The 16,320-nt window shown below is 68.2% G+C and carries 21 protein-coding genes; 12 read left to right on the plus strand and 9 right to left on the minus strand.

Annotation, left to right across the window (positions count from 1 at the left end):
• Positions 1-18 precede the first annotated feature (18 nt).
• Positions 19-396 carry a hypothetical protein gene (locus RIE08_15510; GenBank protein MEQ8719016.1) on the minus strand — a complete coding sequence of 126 codons (378 nt, stop codon included), beginning with the start codon at positions 394-396 and terminating at the stop codon, positions 19-21.
• Positions 393-695, minus strand: coding sequence for a hypothetical protein (locus RIE08_15515; GenBank protein MEQ8719017.1), 303 nt, complete (start codon positions 693-695; stop codon positions 393-395). The genes RIE08_15510 and RIE08_15515 overlap by 4 nt, the downstream gene beginning before the upstream one ends.
• 152 nt (positions 696-847) lie before the next feature.
• Here RIE08_15515 and RIE08_15520 point away from each other — a divergent pair, with 152 nt between their 5' ends.
• Positions 848-1,414, plus strand: a complete 567-nt coding sequence (locus RIE08_15520; GenBank protein MEQ8719018.1) for a TMEM165/GDT1 family protein — start codon at positions 848-850, stop codon at positions 1,412-1,414.
• Between the two features lie 16 nt (positions 1,415-1,430).
• On the opposite strand, the gene RIE08_15525 is transcribed toward RIE08_15520, so the two are convergent.
• The 6 genes from RIE08_15525 to RIE08_15550 all read right to left on the minus strand — a co-directional run bounded on the left by RIE08_15525 (position 1,431) and on the right by RIE08_15550 (position 5,586).
• Positions 1,431-2,180 (minus strand): sigma-70 family RNA polymerase sigma factor, encoded by a 750-nt coding sequence (locus tag RIE08_15525; GenBank protein MEQ8719019.1) that lies wholly within the window; start codon positions 2,178-2,180, stop codon positions 1,431-1,433.
• 58 nt (positions 2,181-2,238) lie between these two features.
• Positions 2,239-2,451 (minus strand): DUF2892 domain-containing protein, encoded by a 213-nt coding sequence (locus tag RIE08_15530; protein ID MEQ8719020.1) that lies wholly within the window; start codon positions 2,449-2,451, stop codon positions 2,239-2,241.
• 97 nt (positions 2,452-2,548) lie between these two features.
• On the minus strand, positions 2,549-2,956 hold the full coding sequence (locus tag RIE08_15535) for a type II toxin-antitoxin system VapC family toxin (GenBank protein MEQ8719021.1): 408 nt from the start codon (positions 2,954-2,956) through the stop codon (positions 2,549-2,551).
• A gap of 3 nt (positions 2,957-2,959) precedes the next feature.
• Positions 2,960-3,196 (minus strand): type II toxin-antitoxin system prevent-host-death family antitoxin, encoded by a 237-nt coding sequence (locus RIE08_15540; protein MEQ8719022.1) that lies wholly within the window; start codon positions 3,194-3,196, stop codon positions 2,960-2,962.
• Positions 3,197-3,309: 113 nt separating this feature from the next.
• Entirely contained in the window at positions 3,310-4,869 is a 1,560-nt protein-coding gene (locus RIE08_15545) for a PQQ-binding-like beta-propeller repeat protein (GenBank protein MEQ8719023.1), read from the minus strand.
• A gap of 150 nt (positions 4,870-5,019) precedes the next feature.
• A complete protein-coding gene (locus tag RIE08_15550; protein ID MEQ8719024.1) occupies positions 5,020-5,586 on the minus strand; it encodes a hypothetical protein in 567 nt (188 codons plus the stop codon).
• A 78-nt stretch (positions 5,587-5,664) separates the two neighbouring features.
• Between RIE08_15550 and RIE08_15555 the strand changes: the two genes are divergently transcribed.
• From RIE08_15555 to RIE08_15575, 5 genes are all read left to right on the plus strand, one after another.
• Entirely contained in the window at positions 5,665-6,660 is a 996-nt protein-coding gene (locus RIE08_15555; protein MEQ8719025.1) for a hypothetical protein, read from the plus strand.
• Positions 6,661-6,729: 69 nt separating this feature from the next.
• The gene (locus RIE08_15560) at positions 6,730-7,665 is read left to right on the plus strand and encodes an aldo/keto reductase (protein ID MEQ8719026.1); all 936 of its coding nucleotides are present in this window, start codon (positions 6,730-6,732) and stop codon (positions 7,663-7,665) included.
• 69 nt (positions 7,666-7,734) lie between these two features.
• Positions 7,735-8,274, plus strand: coding sequence for a hypothetical protein (locus RIE08_15565; GenBank protein MEQ8719027.1), 540 nt, complete (start codon positions 7,735-7,737; stop codon positions 8,272-8,274).
• A 16-nt stretch (positions 8,275-8,290) separates the two neighbouring features.
• The gene (gene kynU / locus RIE08_15570) at positions 8,291-9,535 is read left to right on the plus strand and encodes a kynureninase (GenBank protein ID MEQ8719028.1); all 1,245 of its coding nucleotides are present in this window, start codon (positions 8,291-8,293) and stop codon (positions 9,533-9,535) included.
• Positions 9,536-9,625: 90 nt separating this feature from the next.
• Positions 9,626-10,066 (plus strand): LysM domain-containing protein, encoded by a 441-nt coding sequence (locus RIE08_15575; protein MEQ8719029.1) that lies wholly within the window; start codon positions 9,626-9,628, stop codon positions 10,064-10,066.
• A gap of 10 nt (positions 10,067-10,076) precedes the next feature.
• Here RIE08_15575 and RIE08_15580 read toward each other — a convergent pair whose 3' ends face one another.
• Positions 10,077-10,562, minus strand: coding sequence for a peptidylprolyl isomerase (locus tag RIE08_15580; protein ID MEQ8719030.1), 486 nt, complete (start codon positions 10,560-10,562; stop codon positions 10,077-10,079).
• 191 nt (positions 10,563-10,753) lie between these two features.
• Here RIE08_15580 and RIE08_15585 point away from each other — a divergent pair, with 191 nt between their 5' ends.
• From RIE08_15585 to RIE08_15610, 6 genes are all read left to right on the plus strand, one after another.
• Entirely contained in the window at positions 10,754-12,436 is a 1,683-nt protein-coding gene (locus tag RIE08_15585) for an alpha/beta fold hydrolase (protein MEQ8719031.1), read from the plus strand.
• Complete coding sequence (locus tag RIE08_15590) at positions 12,433-13,149, plus strand: alpha/beta hydrolase (protein ID MEQ8719032.1); 717 nt, start codon at positions 12,433-12,435, stop codon at positions 13,147-13,149. The genes RIE08_15585 and RIE08_15590 overlap by 4 nt, the downstream gene beginning before the upstream one ends.
• Before the next feature lie 140 nt (positions 13,150-13,289).
• Positions 13,290-13,583, plus strand: a complete 294-nt coding sequence (locus RIE08_15595; GenBank protein ID MEQ8719033.1) for a hypothetical protein — start codon at positions 13,290-13,292, stop codon at positions 13,581-13,583.
• Positions 13,584-13,763: 180 nt separating this feature from the next.
• Positions 13,764-14,618 carry a 3-hydroxybutyryl-CoA dehydrogenase gene (locus RIE08_15600; protein ID MEQ8719034.1) on the plus strand — a complete coding sequence of 285 codons (855 nt, stop codon included), beginning with the start codon at positions 13,764-13,766 and terminating at the stop codon, positions 14,616-14,618.
• A 1-nt stretch (position 14,619) separates the two neighbouring features.
• Positions 14,620-15,003 (plus strand): helix-turn-helix transcriptional regulator, encoded by a 384-nt coding sequence (locus tag RIE08_15605; protein MEQ8719035.1) that lies wholly within the window; start codon positions 14,620-14,622, stop codon positions 15,001-15,003.
• Positions 15,004-15,594: 591 nt separating this feature from the next.
• Positions 15,595-16,320, plus strand: a 726-nt coding sequence (locus RIE08_15610; protein ID MEQ8719036.1) for a hypothetical protein, incomplete at its 3' end; no start/stop codon positions are given.

Consider the following 16,320-nt stretch of genomic DNA (forward strand, 5'->3'; position numbering starts at 1 on the left):
GCTCCCGGCCGGCGCTGGTCACGGGTGGATCAGTTCGACGTGCCGCCCTGAGGTTGCCACGAGGCGTTCGAGGTGGTCGTGGTCCCCGGTGACGATCTCGTCTCCGTCCTGTGCAAGCAACGCGACGGCAGCGTCGATCACATCAGCGAGGCCTGCGGCACCCAACAGCTGCCCGGCGGCTCGTCCCAGGGCCTCGTCGAGCGGGCGGACATCCATGCCCGCCAACGCCTGGGACAGGCGGGCCTGACGCGACCCCTCACGCCATACCTGCCCGACGACACCTGCATGGGTGAGGGGCAGGTCGCCTCCGATCTGGGCAGCCTTCAGACGGATCCACATCGCACGCTCGTTGCGTTCCAACGCGACCAGCGCCGCGCTGTCGAGCACGACGGTCACGCTGACTCCGCCTTACGCCCGGAGGGCTGACGCTGACCGCGGACGATCGTCGCTTTCTCGCGGTCGCTGCGTGTCTGCGCGGCGATCTCCTCGCCGGTGATTGCTCCGAACTCGCTCTCGAAGTCGGCGACGGCGGCTGCGAGGACGGCCAACTTGCGATCAAGTCGGATCTTGTCCTCGAGCGCAGCGCTCACCCATCCACTGACGGACTCCGCTGCACCAGACGCGACGGCCTCCTGGCCTGCCTCGACCAGCTCCGGATCGACTGTCACGGTCAACCTCTGCTTCCTCGTGCTCATATCGCGATGGTAATGCGAATATGACTAGCTGCATACGCCTTCGGACACCCAGCGAGCCATGCCGAGAACGGCGCGACCAGGCTTCGCCGCAGATGTGAGGGCGCGGAGACCCGCAGGCCGTAGCGTCATCCCGAGCGATCGCTGGGAGCGCGGTGGAAGCCTTTCTGATCAGCTTCGGCATCATCTTCGTGGCCGAACTGGGCGACAAGAGCCAACTCATGGCGATGACGTTCGCCGCCCGCTACCGGGCGACGACGATCCTCGCCGCCATCACCGTCGCCACGGCACTGGTGCACCTGGTCAGCGTGCTGGTGGGCGCCGCAGTCGGCGTCGCCCTGCCCACGGACGCGATCTCGGTCGCAGCCGGAGTGTCGTTCCTCGGGTTCGCCGCATGGACGCTGCGTGGCGACGAACTCAGCGACGACGAGGCGGAACGCGCGACAAGGAGCACCCGGTCGGTCTTCGTCACCGTCGGGACGGCCTTCTTCCTCGCGGAGCTCGGGGACAAGACGATGCTCGCAACGGTCACCCTGGCCACTGACAACGGGCTGTTCGGGACGTGGGTGGGCTCGACACTGGGGATGGTCGCCGCCGATGCCCTCGCGATCGTGGTGGGCCAACAGCTCGGCGCCCGTCTACCGGAGAGGACGATCCGGATCGCGGCGGCGCTGACATTCGTCGCGTTCGGCGTGTGGTTGATCGTCGACGGCCTGCGCTGATCCCCTACTCCGGGGATCAGACGTCGAGGAAGCTACGGATCCTGGCCTCGAGATCCGGTGCGATCACCGAGTCGGGGTCGCGGAGCCGTCCGAGCTCGGCGTTGACCCCGACGAGAGCCGCGTACAGCGGCGGGCAGGTCGGACAATCGGCGAGGTGTTCCTCGACGGTCCGACCCACGGCGGGGTCGAGGTCGCCGTTCATGTAGTCGCTGACATGTCGACGTGCGTCCCAACATCTCATCGGGACTCCTCTCGTGGCCATCCGCCGTTCGTTCCCCTCGGCGAGGGCCGAGACGAGTGCCATCCTCCCCCGGCGCAATCTCTGTTTCGCAGCCGGTAGCGAGATGCCGTGCACCTCGGCCACGTCCACGACACGCATCCCCTCCACGTCGTGGAGGTAGACGGCCGACCGGTAGATGAACGGAAGGCGCACCAGGGCGTCGGTGAGCTCGTCGACGGTGGACGCGCGTTCGACAACGACGTCGGCGGCGACGGTGTAGGCATCGTCACGCCAGTCCGCCTCCACGTCCTCGACGAGCAACTCGCGGTTGGAACGGCGTGCCCGGTCGACAACGAGGTTGTGAGCGATGCGCATCAACCAGTGATGCAGCGGCGCATCCTCGCGGTACTGGTCGCGGCGCTCCATCGCTCGCACGATCGTGTCCTGAACGATGTCCGCCGCGGTATGGGGGTCCCCGGTGGACCCCCGCGCGTAGCGGTAGAGGGCATCGAGATGCTCGACCAGATCCGCCTCGGCGAACGTCATCGTCGTGAGCTCTCCCGTCCTCGTGGCACCGGGGCACGTCGTGGTCCGACGGCGCCGCTCAGTGGGCGGCGGTCCGTGCCCGGCCGTTGGTGCGGAACCCGAACAGCGAGTACAGCGGGCACCAGCCCGACAGACCCGTGGCCAGCGGGACGACCCCGACGATCCCCATGATGATGCCACCGGTCCCGCCGATCACGGCGAACCCGACGATCATCAAGACGATGCCGAGGGCGACTCGTGCGATCCGTTCCCAGCCTGCTTGATTGACCATCTCGACTCTCCTCGTCCGGGGGCCCTCTCGACCCCGCTCACCAGGTAGACGAACCGGGGGGCGAAAGGGATACAACGCGGTGCGGCCCACAGGCACGTCAGCGGTCTGGGTGAGGCACGGCGACCACCGTGAGCTCGTCGATCCCGGTGAAGTCCCGGGGGTTGCAGGTGTGAAGCGGGAGGTCGTTGGAGACGGCGATGGCGGCGATCATGGCGTCGTACGCACGAACCGCTGGTATGCGGCCTGGCGTCCGCAGACCGGCCGCGACCCGACCGAAGCTTCGAGCAGCATCAGCGTCGAACGGCAACGGTTCGAAATCGGCCTCGGCCTGTTGGACGTGCGCTTGCCGGGCGGCCCGTTCATCGTCGGTGGTTGCCACCAGCGGGCCCACCGAAAGCTCGGCCAGCGTGATCGCCGTGATCAGCGGTTCGGCGGGAAGCGGACCCGTGTCCTGGATCCGTCCGAGCAGGATGAGCGTGCTCGTGTCGAGGATCCCTCTTGCCATCGATCAGAAGCCAGGGTCGAGGACCTGATCGAGGTCGCGCCGGAGCTGGTCGGGGTCTACGGCCGGAAGTTGCCGCCGGCGGGCAAGGATTGCGTCGAGTGACATCGGTTCGCGGCCGAGCGGTCGCAGCTCGGCGACCGGCTTGCCGGACCGGGTGATCGTGAGCCGTTCGCCCTTGGCTGCCCGGTCGACGACGTCGCCGCCGTGGTTGCGGAGTTCCCGGATCGAGACTTCTGACATGTGCGCAGCGTATCACGGGTGATACAGAGCGAACAGAGCTGTAGGATCGCGGTGGAGAGCTGTCCAGACGAGTTGTGCAAGTGGTGGCCTCGAGCAGGCGAAAGGCCCGGCCGTCAGGGATCGGCGATCTTGTGGAACTGCCCGCCGCGGGTTCCGACGTAGATGGCACCGTCCCAGACGGCGGGAGTGGATTCGATGCAGCCGCCGCCGAGGTCCACGGTCCACAGCTCGGGCGGTTCGATCGTCGTGTCGGACACGTCGTAGGCGTGGAGGATCCCCGTGCAGTCGCCCTGGATGAGGACGTCGTCCACGACCACCTGGCTCGACCACAACGGCCCGGGTAGCCGCTTCTCCCAGCGGATCTCCCCGGTGGCCCGGTCGATGCCGAGGAACCGCCCGCCGTCGGTGGAGGCGTAGACCATGTCCGCGTAGATGGCCGGTGTAGCCCAGACCCCGGCGGGCAGGGTGCCACGGTCGGCGATCGACCACACGATCGGGTCGTCCGGGTTCGACGGGTCGATCTTGACGATCTGGCCGACTTCGGCCGAGCGTGCGTTGCCCTTCTCATACTCGATGCCCGCGTAGAGGAAGCCCTCGTCGTCGCCGACGATCGAGGCGTCGGTGTCGTCACCCAGCCAGAAGCGGAAGACGCGCTCGGGGGTGGCACCTTCCGCGAGACCCGTGATGTCCCAACCCTGCAGCAGTCCACCGGAGTTGGCGAAGTACAGCGTGTTCCCGCTGATCATCACCGAGTTCTCGATGGACACGTTGTTGGAACCGAATGCGGCGAGCAGCTCGTCGTCCCAGCCCGGCGCGACGAAGACGAGCTCGGGGGCGACGGTCACCCGTCCGTCGGCGTCGTATCCCCGGTTGAGCTTCACGATGTGGATGTTCGAGTTCTCGCCACCCTCGAAGAGGTAGTCGTCGATGACCATCGGGGATCCGTCCCAGTCGTCGTTCCACAGGCGCGGCGAGATCGACCGGGCGTCGAGGCTCCACAACTCGACGGGCTCGGGGCCGTCGAAGGAGACGGCGCGCAGGAAGTTGTCCCGCGAGCCGAAGTAGACGATCGGGAAGCCGTCGGGGTCGATCGTCACCGAACCCTTGATGATGTCGCCGGTGGGGAAGTCCGGGATGATCCGCTCCCCGGTGTCGCCGTCGACGAAGTGGACGTTGCGGTCGTAGGCGCCGAAGACCACCCACGTCCGGCCGTCGCGTTCGAACACGGACGGCTGACCCGTCCAGCCGGTGCCACACCACTGGGTGGTCTCCGACCCGACCGATGACAGCGAACACATCGACCCGCCGGGGAAGGACCACGCGACCGACGGGTTCGTCGGGACGGGGCCCGATCCGTAGTAGCTGCGGGTCGGCGACCCACGGAAGGTCAAGATGCCCTCGACCGTTTCGCTCCAGGGCTCGCCGGACGAGGCCGGGTCGACCCAGCCGTCGTAGGGCGGTTCGGTGGTCGTGGTCGTCGCCGGAACCGTTGTGGTTGTCACGGGGACCGTCGTCGTGGTCGACGCCACGGTCCCCAGGTCGCCTGCGGCTCCCCCCAGAGCGACACCGGAGGAGTCGGGATCCGCTGTGCGCTCCGCGTCCACCGCGACGACCACCACGACCACGAGGACGGCGACGACGGCTGCGACGGCAACACGGGCAGAGCGGGTCACGAGGGGTCACCCGGGGATGCAACAATCCGGCCGGAACTCACCGTGCCATGGTGGCACCCGGACTCCCGCAACCCACGGCAGGGGCTGTGCGCTACCGGCAATGTCGAAACAGCAGGGCGCGACGGCCCGGGCCGCTGCCGGAGCCCGCGGCTACTGCCTGTGCGCAGCGCGGAAGGCGCGGGCGAGGAGCGGCGACTGGGGACCGGATCCGTCATGGGCCTCTTCGGCCTCCTCGGAGTCCGCCGGTTGGTCCGCCCAGAGCGTGAGGACGTCGGCGTCGGGCCCACTGTCGTCGGCCGCCGCGTCACCGTCGTCAGCCGGCGCGGAGCCGACGACGTCGTCGACGGGCGGCACCTCCTCCAGGCCCTCGACCGGTTCGATCGCATCCACAGTGGCACCGACCTCGGCGTGGTCGGTGACATCGACCGTGGCGCCGGCCGCACCGGAGACGACGTCGGGACGATCGTCGGCCGAATGGTCCGAGACGTCGACGAGAGGCGCGGAGATCCCCGAGTAGACAGGCGAACGTTCGTCCGTCAACGTCCAGCCGACGGGGACCGTCGCACGGTCCGCATGACCGCCGCACAGGATGATCCCCTGACTGCGGTCGCCGATCGGGTCGCGGTCACGCAGCCACGCCTCCGCCCCACGGGGGTCGTACAGAAGCAGGGCGGTGGCCCTCTCGCCGCAGTTCACACGCGAGCAAACCATCGTCATGGGATCCGACGCTACCCCGGGCCGCCCCGCCGCCGGGGGATACTGTGCCCCATCAGCGACTGGGACCTCATCGACTCCTTGACCCGGGCACTCGACCTCTGCGGGGTCGGCCGCGGCGGCTCGTGCGTGATCCTGCACGACCCTTCGACGCCGACCGCCACCGTTGCGGCGACACGGCTCGCCGCACACCGTGCCGGCGCCCGCCCGATCCTCGTGGAGGTCCCCGCTCACGGCGACGCGTTCGGCGAGGACGCCGTCATCGCGGCGGGTTCGTCGGTCGACCTCGTCGTCGACCTGACAGCGAAGCCCCCCGACCCCCGGGGCGGGTCGAGCCGCCTGATCGCCGACGGCGGTCACGTCCTGCGGATCGGGGCACGCGAGGCCTCCGATCTGGCCACGTTCGTCGCCCACCCGGGGATCGAGCGGCGCGTGCATGCGGCCATGGACGCCTTGCGCGAGGCCTCGTCCATGTCGGTCGTGACGACCGGACCGACGATGCTGTCGTTCGACCTCCGCGACGCCGAAGTGAGCGGAACCTGGGGCGCGACCACAGCGGAGACCCCGACGGCACAATGGCCGGGCGGGCTGGTGCGCGTGGATCCGGTCGACGACGACTGCGCCGGTGCCGTCGCCGTCATGGCCGGCGACGTCGTCGCTCCGGCGAACCGCCACGTGATCGCGCCGGCCGCGGTGCTGGTCGAAGCCGGTCACGTCTGCGAGATCACGGGATCCGACGACGCCGCCCTGATCCGCGCGCTGTTCGAGACGGTGAGAGCGCGCAGCGACCATCTCGGCGGCGACGGCGTCTACCGACTCCGCTCGGTGCGAATCGGCATGCACCCCACTGCGCCCCTCGATCCGGACGTGCTGCTGGCGCCGGCGCTCACACGACCCGATGCCGACGTGCGCAACGGCGTCGTGACCATCGCGTTCGGCCTCGACGACGACACCGCCGTGGAGGTGCGTCTACGGTCGGCGACAGTGACCGTCGACGAGGTGACGGTCGTCTCGCACGGAAGACTGGCGGGGTCGTTCGAACCGGACGTGTACGAAGAGGTCAGGCGCCGCCGCTGAGGCGGGTTCCCGACACCCACCCGCCCGTGAGATCGCACCGGCTCAGAGACCATCGGGGAGACAGACACCATGGAACAACGAAGCATCGGCGAGTTGAGCGTCTCGGTCGTGGGGCTGGGCTGCAACAACTTCGGGATGACGATCGACGAGGAGCGCTCTCACAGCGTGGTACGTGCGGCACTCGACGCCGGCATCACCTATTTCGACACCGCCGACATCTACGGCGACACCCATTCCGAGGAGTGGTTGGGTGGAGCGCTGCGGGGCCACCGCGACGAGGTGGTCATCGCGACGAAGTTCGGCCACCGCGCAGGTGACCCCCCCGACGGCCGCGGTGGCGACCCGGCCTGGATCCGTTCCTCGCTGGAGGCCAGCCTGCGACGCCTCGGGGTCGAGACGATCGACCACTACCAACTCCACCAGCCGGACCGCCACACCCCCGTGGCCGAGACTCTCGGCGCCCTCGCGGAGCTGAAGGCCGAGGGCAAGATCCGCGAGATCGGCTGCTCGAACTTCGATGCCGACAAGCTCGACGAGGCCGCCACGGCGGCGAACGAGAAGTCGCTCGCCCCGTTCGCCTCGGTCCAGAACCACTACAGCGTGCTGACGCGCACCCCCGACGAGGCGGTCCTGCCGGCGTGCGAACGCCTCGAGATGGCCTTCGTCCCCTTCTTTCCCCTCGAGTCGGGACTGTTGACTGGCAAGTACACGTCCACCGAACCGCCCGAAGGCACCCGCCTCGACGTGTGGCAGGGCGCACAACGCGAACGCTTCCTCAACGACGACCGACTCGCCGCGGTGCAACGGCTCGAGTCCTACGCCGCCGACAACGACCACACGATCCTGGAGCTGGCGCTGTCGTGGCTGGTCTCACATCCGACCGTTGCCTCGGTCATCGCCGGGGCGACGCGACCGGATCAGGTCGCGGCGAACGCCGCAGCAGCCACCGCGTGGACGATGGACGCGAGCACCCGAGCCGAGATCGTCGAGGCCGCAACCGGCTGACCAGGGTGTTCGTTCCGGTGCCAGGGGTATCCCCCGTCGCTGTCACACGTCGTGCTCATACTCTCGAACATGAGCTCCCGAGCCCCCCGCACCGCTCGCCCCACCCACCTCAGCCTCGTCCCGTTCACCGCGGAAGCGCAGGACGATCCGCTCCCGCAGACCGAGGACGCGGTCCGACCCAGGGCCCGTGCCGTCGCAGAACTCCCGGGAACGATGGCTGCGTTTCGACGCGAGACGTTGGCGTGGGCCCTGGCCACGGCGCGGCCTGCAGATGCCGATGCCCTGAGCGCCATCATCGCCTGCAAGACCGAGATGGGCGGCGGCATGGACCGGTTCACGGAGGCGGACGTCTTCGAACTCCTGTGGCACGGGGTCGTCAACTGGTGCACCGTGCGGGGCGCAGCTGTACCGGGCAGCGTCGCCGAGACACTCTGGACGCTGCTGGATCGGCTCGCGGCCCTGGACCGCTTCACCGAGGACAGCGACTCACTCGCACGGCTGCGGCGCCCGCTGCTGACCGGCGGCGGGCTCGGCCCCGACGGAACGGCCAGGGTCACCGAGGGCACCCGGCGCCGTCATCCCTCAGGTCGCCGCTCCGACGCCGGTTGAGTTCACCCGGATCTCCGTGGCATACCCGGATGGCGTCCCCGTGAGCGAGGCCTACCCGTCCGGTCTCACCGCTGCCGAACTCGACGCCCGGGATCCCCTCGCAGCGTTCCGCAACGAGTTCCTCGTGGCGGAGGCCGAGGAGATCTACATGGACGGCAACTCGCTGGGCCGGCTCCCCCACCGCGCCGCCGAGGCCATCAGGCGGGCGGTCCACGACGACTGGGGCCGGGGACTCATCCGGTCCTGGGACCATTGGTGGGGGGTCGCCGAGGACGTGGGCGACCGTGTCGCGTCGTCGGTCCTCGGGGCACGGCCAGGTGAGGTCATCGCTTCGGATTCGACATCGGTGAACCTCTACAAGCTCGCCGTCGCCGCCATGGGCCACGACCGCGGCCGCTCCACCATCGTCACCGACGCCGCCAACTTCCCCACCGATCGCTACGTACTCGACGGCGTCGCCCGGGACCACGGAGGTCGCCTCGTCGAGATCGACAGCGGGCCCCTCGAGGAGCCCACGGTTGCCTCGTTGGAAACGGTCCTCGACGACGACGTCGCCCTGGTCTCGTTCAGCCATGTCGCGTACCGCACCGGCGCCGCGGCAGACATCGCCGCAATCACAGCGGCAGCCCACGAGGCAGGCGCGCTCGTGCTGTGGGACCTGAGCCACTCCGTGGCATCCGTCCCGGCCGATCTCGCCGCGACCGGCGTGGACATGGCTGTCGGCTGCTCCTACAAGTACCTCAACGGGGGCCCGGGGTCGCCCGCGTTCCTCCATGTACGCAGCGGGCTCGTCGACTCGCTGCAACAGCCCGTCCACGGCTGGTACGGACAACAGGACCTCTTCGAGATGGGACCGACCTACGACCCCCGGCCCGACATCGGCCGTTTCCTCGTCGGGACGCCCCCCATGATCCAACTGCTCGGCCTCTCCGCGGCGCTCGAGGTGGTCGAGGAGGCCGGGATGGACCGCCTGCGGGCCAAGGGCATGGCACTCACCTCCCGGCTGGTAGACCTCGCCGACGAGCACCTCGCAGACCTCGGCTTCACCGTGGCGTCACCACGCGCCGCCGAACGCCGGGGCAGTCACGTCGCGCTGCGTCACCGCGACGCCGAGTCCATCTGCGCGCGGCTGATGGACGAGTACAGCGTGATCGGGGATTTCCGCACACCCGACGTCATCCGCCTCGCCCCGGCGCCGCTCTACACCCGCTTCGTCGACGTCGACGAAGCCGTCGACAGGCTGGCGGCGGCTTCCCGCTGATGCCGCCGTGGCGTGATCAGCCGACTGTCGGCATGCGTTTCCTGACCGCGGGGCGCCGAGTGCGTAGACTTGTTGTTCTGCGAACCGGGGGTGAAGGACGCGATGCGACGTTGGGCGATGATCCTCGCGGCGATGATGGCGATGAGCCTCGTCGCCACGGCCTGTTTCGGTGGTGACGACGACGACACGACGTCGTCGGATCGACCGGATGACTCCGCTACCACGACCACTCTGGTTCAACCCGGGGTGACCACCTCCACGACGCTGGCGGTCACGACCACCACCGTCGCGGCGGAACCGACCCGCGTACCCGGTCAGCCGCTGACCTACGTGGTCCAGGCGGGAGACGTGATGGGGACGATCGCCGCGCAGTTCGGCGTGTCGATCGAAGCGATCGCCGAGGCGAACAATCTCGACGACCCCAACTTCATCAGCGTCGGTCAGGAACTGATCATCCCGCCGCCCGAGGGCGAGACCACCACCGATACGGCGACCGATGACACCACCGCCGACACGACCGGCGGCGGCTGAGCCGCCAACCTCAGGACTCGGTGATCGTCACCGAGTCGATCAGCACGTCCTCGCGGGGACGATCACCCGGGCCGGTCTCGACCTTCTGCATACGCTCGACGATGTCGAGACCCTCAGTGACCTTTCCGAACAGCGCGTACTGGGGCGGAAGGTTCGCTCCCGAGGGACCGCTGATGAGGAAGAACTGGCTCCCGTTGGTGTCGGGACCGGCATTGGCCATGGCAAGCGAGCCGATCTCGTACTCGCCGGCGGCAGGGAGTTCGTCTGCGAACCGGTAGCCGGGGCCACCCCGTCCGCTGCCCTCGGGGCATCCGCCCTGGCACACGAATCCGTCGATGATGCGGTGGAAGTTGAGACCGTCGTAGTAGTGGTAGCGAGCGAGGAACACGAAGTTGTTCACGGTCTTCGGCGCGCGCTGGGCGTCCAGTGCGATCTCGAGGGTGCCCAGTGACGTCGCCATCGAGGCGGTGTACGTCTTCGCCGGGTCGATGCACATCGGCGGCTCGCCGGAGAACTTGGTTGTACGCGGGCTCGACCCGTCGGGCTGGGGACACTCGATCGACATTGATCCTCCTCGTTCGGGTCGCCGACGCTACCCAGCCGAGACCCCCGCGCCACCGTCTGCTTGGCATCCCAAACTGATCCGCTAGGATCTCCAGCGATCCCCCCGAAAGGCTCGACGTTCCCATGGCCAGCCAGAATCCGCTCTCCCCCTTCCTACGACAGCTCGATCCTCTGTCATTCGCGAAGAGCCTCGCCGAGACCACCACGAGCGCCGCGCGTAAGCCCCGCGCCGTGGTCGACCTCGCGGCCACCACCGCATCGGGGTGGGTGCGTACCGGAATGTCCGCCGCCAACCTGCTCGTCACCGGCGACACCGAACCCCCCCGGCAGCCCGAACGCGGCGACCGCCGTTTCAGCGACGAGGCATGGGAGAAGAACCCGGGCTACTTCGCACTCCTCCAGCTGTACCTGCTGGGTGAGGAACTCATGAACAAGGTCGTCGACGCCGCCGACTTCGACGACAAGCCCTCGGAACGCAAGGCCCGTTTCGCCGCCCAGTTGCTCGTCGACGCCCTCTCCCCCACCAACACCCTGCTCGGCAACCCGGCCGCCCTGCGCAAGGCGAAGGAGACCAACGGGGCGAGCCTCGCGAAGGGCTTCGCCACGTTCCTGCGGGACCTCGTCCAGAACCAGGGCTGGCCCCGCAAGGTGGACGCATCGGAGTTCACCGTCGGGGTCGACATGGCGGCCACCCCCGGAAAGGTCGTGTTCCGGAACGACCTCATCGAGCTGATCGAGTACGCACCCCAGACCGAAGAGGTCTACGAGATCCCGCTGCTTCTGTCGCCGCCGTGGATCAACAAGTTCTACATCATGGACCTCGCTCCCGGTAAGAGCCTGGCGGAGTGGGCGATCCAGCACGGCCATCGCACCTTCGCGATCAGCTACCGCAACCCCGACGCGTCCATGCGCGACATGTCCTTCGCCGACTACATGCACCAGGGGACCCGGGCCGCCATCGACGCGATCCGTTCGATCACCGGCGCCAAGAAGGTGAACACGGCCAGCGTCTGCCTCGGCGGCACCCTCACGGCCATGGCTCTCGCCTACGAGGCCGGACGCAGGAACCGGTCGATCAACTGTGCGAGCCAGATCGTCTCGCTCCTCGACTTCGAGGAACCCGGTGTCCTCGGCGCGTTCACCGACGACGGCACTGTGGAGATGCTCGAGGAGACGATGCGCGACAAGGGCTACCTCGAGGCCAAGGACATGGCCCGCACGTTCGACCTGTTGCGGGCCAACGATCTCGTCTTCAACTACGTGGTCAACAACTGGCTCATGGGCGAGGAGCCGCCCGCCTTCGATCTCCTCGCGTGGAACGACGACTCGACACGCATGCCGGCGAAGATGCACAGCGAGTACCTCCGCCAGTGCTACATGAACAACGACCTGTCGAACGCCCGCATGGTCGTGGATGGACGCACGCTGGACCTGTCCAAGGTCAAGAACGACGTCTACGTGCTGGCGACGGTCGGCGACCACATCGTCCCCTGGACCTCGGCCTACGTAGCAACCCAGCGATTCGGCGGGAAGAACCGGTTCGTGCTGTCCACTTCGGGCCACATCGCCGGCATCGTCAACCCGCCGAGCCCCAAGGCCAAGCACTGGGTGAACGAGGACCTGCCGGCGGATCCTGACAAGTGGCTCGACGGAGCCGAACTCGTCGAGAGCACCTGGTGGGAGGACTGGGCGGTCTGGATCGGCGAGCGCGCCGGGGACATGATCCCCGCCCCCACCGAACTCGGCACCGAGGAATTCCCGGCTCTGTGCGATGCACCGGGGACCTACGTTCTCGCCAAGTCGTGAACGCCGCAAGGGCCTTCGAGTTCCGCGAGACCGCCGGACCCGCCGCGGGTCCGCCCCTGATCCTCGTCAACGGGCTCGGCGCGTCGCAGCGGAGCTGGGACCGCCTCGTCGAGGAACTCGGATCCGACGTGTCCACCCTCCGATTCGAACTCCCCGACCTCGCTGGCGAGGTCCCGACCATCCGCATGCACGCCGACGCGGTCGCCGCGACCATGGACGAGGCCGGGATCGAGCGCGGCGTTCTCGCCGGCTGGTCCTTCGGCGGCCTCGTGGCCCAGGAGTTCGGCCGCCGTCACCCCGACCGTCTCGTCGGCCTCGCTCTCATCTCGAGTTCGACCGGGGCGGGCAGCTGGCCTCCCACGGTGTGGGGCGCGGCTGAAGTCGCCGGGCTCGAGTTCATGCGCCACGTCAGGACCCTCCCCACAGGAGCGACACACCACGCGGCCCACGTGGCGGCCCGGTCCGTGGCCGTGATGCGGTGGACCAGCCTGCCGTGGCTCCACACCCTCGATGTGCCGGCACTCGTCGCCCACGGCTGGCTCGACCAGATCGTGCCCGTGGCCAACGCGTTCGTGCTCGCCTCGGCGCTCCCCGGCGCCGAGCTACAGCTCCGTCCCGACGGCCTGCACGATCTGGCACACCGTCGGCCCCGGTGGTTGGCGCCGAGGATCCGCCGCCTCCTGGAACGGGCCACCAGCCGAATTCCTGCTTGACATTCCAAGCAGACACCCGTATGCTAGGTATATCTAGCACGTGCTGGATGGGGCTAGCGGTCCCGTCCGGGGCTCTTCAGCAGGCCCAGTGCAGATCACCGCCAACCCCCATCCGACATGCCCCCCCACGGAGACGAATAATGAACAACATCAACGAAATCAGCACCACCGTCCAGGACCAGGTCCTCCAGCTCGTGAAGATCAGCCAGGACACCATGCTCGCCGGGGCCAAGAACCTCGCCGACGCCGCGCAGAACATGAACCCCGCCGGCCTGCAGATCCCCGCGGTTCCCGGCATCGAGCAGCTCCCCTCGGAGTTCGTCGACGCCCCGTTCGAGTTCGCCGGCAAGCTCCTCGAGAACCAGCACTCGTTCATGAAGGCCCTCGCCGACACCTGGGCCCCCCTCCTGGAGACCGCTGACAGCGACTCCTGAGGCCGACCTGCCTAACCGCAGGTTTCCGATCAGATGACATCGTGTCCGCCCGGGTTTCCCGGGCGGACACGTATCAGATAGGTTCTCAAGCGCCTGCGAGACAAACTTCGCAGGCGCTTCGTGGTCCTGGAGTGGGACAGGGCTGACGGACACGACGCACACAAGGGAGTGAGCAAGCGAATGACCATCAGCCGAGTCGCAATCATCGGGGGAGGCACGATGGGATCGGGCATCGCAGAGGTCTGCGCCCGGTCCGGCCTGGACACCATCGTGGTCGAGGTCCAGCCCGACTACGCCGAGTACGCCCGCGAGAGGATCGTGAAGTCTCTCGACAGCTCCCTCTCCCGTGAACGGATCACCGCCGAGGAGCGCGACGAGGCCGTCGGAAACCTCGGCTTCACCGTCGACATGGGTGACCTCGGCGACCGCGACCTCGTCATCGAGGCCGTGATCGAGTCCGAGGACGAGAAGCTCTCGGTCTTCGGTCGACTCGACAAGGTGACCCCCGAGCACACGATCCTCGCCACGAACACGTCGTCGATCCCGATCATCACGATCTCGTCGGCCACCGAGCGGCCTGACCGTGTCCTCGGAATGCACTTCTTCAACCCTGCGCCGGTCCAGCCCCTCGTCGAACTGGTCAGCTCACTACGGACCTCCCCCGACATCATCGACAGCGTCCAGTCTTTCTCCGAGGACGTACTCGGCAAGCACGTCATCCGGTGTCGCGACCGCGCCGGGTTCGTCGTCAACCGACTCCTGATCCCCTACCTCCTCTCTGCCATCACGATGGCCGATTCGGGCCTGATCGCCCGGCCCGACATCGACGCCGGCATGAAGTACGGCTGCGCCCACCCGATGGGTCCCCTCGAGCTGTCGGACCTCATCGGCCTCGACACCGTCATGGCCGTCGCCGAGGTGCTCTACGAGGAGTTCAAGGAGCCGCTCTACGCGCCGCCGCCGCTGCTGCGCCGCATGGTCGCCGCAGGACACCTCGGCCGCAAGAGCGGTCAGGGCTTCTACGAGTACGCCTGACATGAGCGAGAACCGCGTCGGCGCCGACGCCGAGCCCGGGGCCAACCCGGACGACCGCTTCGGTGAGTACCTGCGCGGTCAACGCAAGCTCGCCAATCTGACGCTGCGCCAACTCGCCGACATGGCCGGCGTGTCCAACCCCTACCTCAGCCAGATCGAACGCGGCATCCACGTCCCGTCAGTACGCGTCATCAAGTCGATCGCCAACGCTCTCGACGTCCAGGCCGAGGTACTTCTCACCCATGCCGCCGGCATCGACGCAGACGACGACGACGACTCTTCGGCACCCGATACCGAGGCGGTCATCCGGGCGGACCCACGGCTCACCTCTCAACAGAAGCAGGCGCTGCTGCAGGTCTACCGGGGCTTCATCGGCGCCGAGTGACTCCGGCCGTCCTCGGCGCGGCGGTTCCGCAACGGCATCCACCGCTGGTGAGAGCCCGATTCCTAGTGTTGCCGCGTGGGGCGAATCCACTCGACGGCGACGACGATGTCGTGTTCACGTTGTGACGTCACGTGGCGCGGAGCTTCGGGCGATCCGTGTTGGTCCTGCGGCGACCCGGCCGCGGTGATCGAAGCACCGACGTACCACGTCAAGGTGCCGGAGATTCGGGCCCGGCAGGCCGCGAGTTGAGCCGACGACGGATCAGGCGGGTGCGGCCGATACCCGAACCCCCATGCGGGTACCGGCCGCACTGAAACCGCCCGACCGCAGAAAGCGACTGTCCCCCCTGGTCGCTCTCCGAGACTACGGGTCAGTCTGGCCGACCGGTTCCGTGAAGTGCAAACCAGCGACGGGGGAATCGCAGAACCCCCCATGAAGACGGTATGTCTCGTCTCCCCGCTTCGAGAGCTGCGCGGCAACGACGGCCCCGAGGCGGGTTCCGTCTGCGCTGGCCGGACGGTCCACTGAGATCGACAGGTTGCCCGATACTGTCGGCGCGAGGCCGGCGGCGACCGCCGGGAGCGCAAACCAGTGGACATTCCCCAGCCCGACTACGTGATCCCCGCAGTCATCGTCGCGGCATGCATCATGTTGATGGTCGTCGTCGCGCGCCTGACGCGCGAGCGTCCGCGGGGCTGGGATTTCCCGCCGGCTGAACCGGCCGCCACGAGCACCGGCTCGGGGCGTATCGATGTCGAGGCGCTGCGGGAATGGCATGCGACCCACGGCCCGACCATCGTTCGCTGGATCGAAGCCCACGAGCACATGCTCGAGATGCTCAGCCGGTCCGGGCTACTCGTCGATCGCACCGAGCCGATGGCCGCCCGTCGAACCGAACTGACCCCCGCGATGAAGAACGCCGTCACCTCGCATCCGTCGCCACGGATGCGGGCGGAACTGTCGGCCATGCGGGTCGCCGCCGAATCGACGATCTACGCCGTACAGCGCGCCGACTACCGCACGGCCGAGAGCCAGCACGTCACCTACATCGACTACCGCAACCAGTGGCTGCACCGACTCCACCAGTTCGCCGACGACGAGATCACCGTCGGCGAACTGCGCGATCTCGCGGAGAACGAGGTGTCGCTGCCGACCGACCCCGCCGAAGGCGGCGACAACACAGCCGGCCCCACACAACCCCCGACGGGACGGTCCGCCGAAGGCGGCGACAACACAGCCGAAGGCGGCGACAACACAGCCGGCCCCACACAACCCCCGACGGGACGGTCCGCCGAAGGCGGCGACAACACAGCCGAA

Source organism: Acidimicrobiales bacterium (genome assembly GCA_040219085.1).
Lineage (GTDB): Bacteria > Actinomycetota > Acidimicrobiia > Acidimicrobiales > JAVJTC01 > JAVJTC01.

Coding starts and splice junctions, on each gene's coding strand:
- RIE08_15515 (MEQ8719017.1), bottom strand. CDS start 695: ATGAGCACGAGGAAGCAGAGGTTGACCGTGACAGTCGATCCGGAGCTG.
- RIE08_15525 (MEQ8719019.1), bottom strand. CDS start 2,180: ATGACGTTCGCCGAGGCGGATCTGGTCGAGCATCTCGATGCCCTCTAC.
- RIE08_15530 (MEQ8719020.1), bottom strand. CDS start 2,451: ATGGTCAATCAAGCAGGCTGGGAACGGATCGCACGAGTCGCCCTCGGC.
- RIE08_15535 (MEQ8719021.1), bottom strand. CDS start 2,956: ATGGCAAGAGGGATCCTCGACACGAGCACGCTCATCCTGCTCGGACGG.
- RIE08_15540 (MEQ8719022.1), bottom strand. CDS start 3,196: ATGTCAGAAGTCTCGATCCGGGAACTCCGCAACCACGGCGGCGACGTC.
- RIE08_15550 (MEQ8719024.1), bottom strand. CDS start 5,586: ATGACGATGGTTTGCTCGCGTGTGAACTGCGGCGAGAGGGCCACCGCC.
- RIE08_15560 (MEQ8719026.1), top strand. CDS start 6,730: ATGGAACAACGAAGCATCGGCGAGTTGAGCGTCTCGGTCGTGGGGCTG.
- RIE08_15565 (MEQ8719027.1), top strand. CDS start 7,735: ATGAGCTCCCGAGCCCCCCGCACCGCTCGCCCCACCCACCTCAGCCTC.
- RIE08_15580 (MEQ8719030.1), bottom strand. CDS start 10,562: ATGTGCATCGACCCGGCGAAGACGTACACCGCCTCGATGGCGACGTCA.
- RIE08_15585 (MEQ8719031.1), top strand. CDS start 10,754: ATGGCCAGCCAGAATCCGCTCTCCCCCTTCCTACGACAGCTCGATCCT.
- RIE08_15595 (MEQ8719033.1), top strand. CDS start 13,290: ATGAACAACATCAACGAAATCAGCACCACCGTCCAGGACCAGGTCCTC.
- RIE08_15600 (MEQ8719034.1), top strand. CDS start 13,764: ATGACCATCAGCCGAGTCGCAATCATCGGGGGAGGCACGATGGGATCG.
- RIE08_15605 (MEQ8719035.1), top strand. CDS start 14,620: ATGAGCGAGAACCGCGTCGGCGCCGACGCCGAGCCCGGGGCCAACCCG.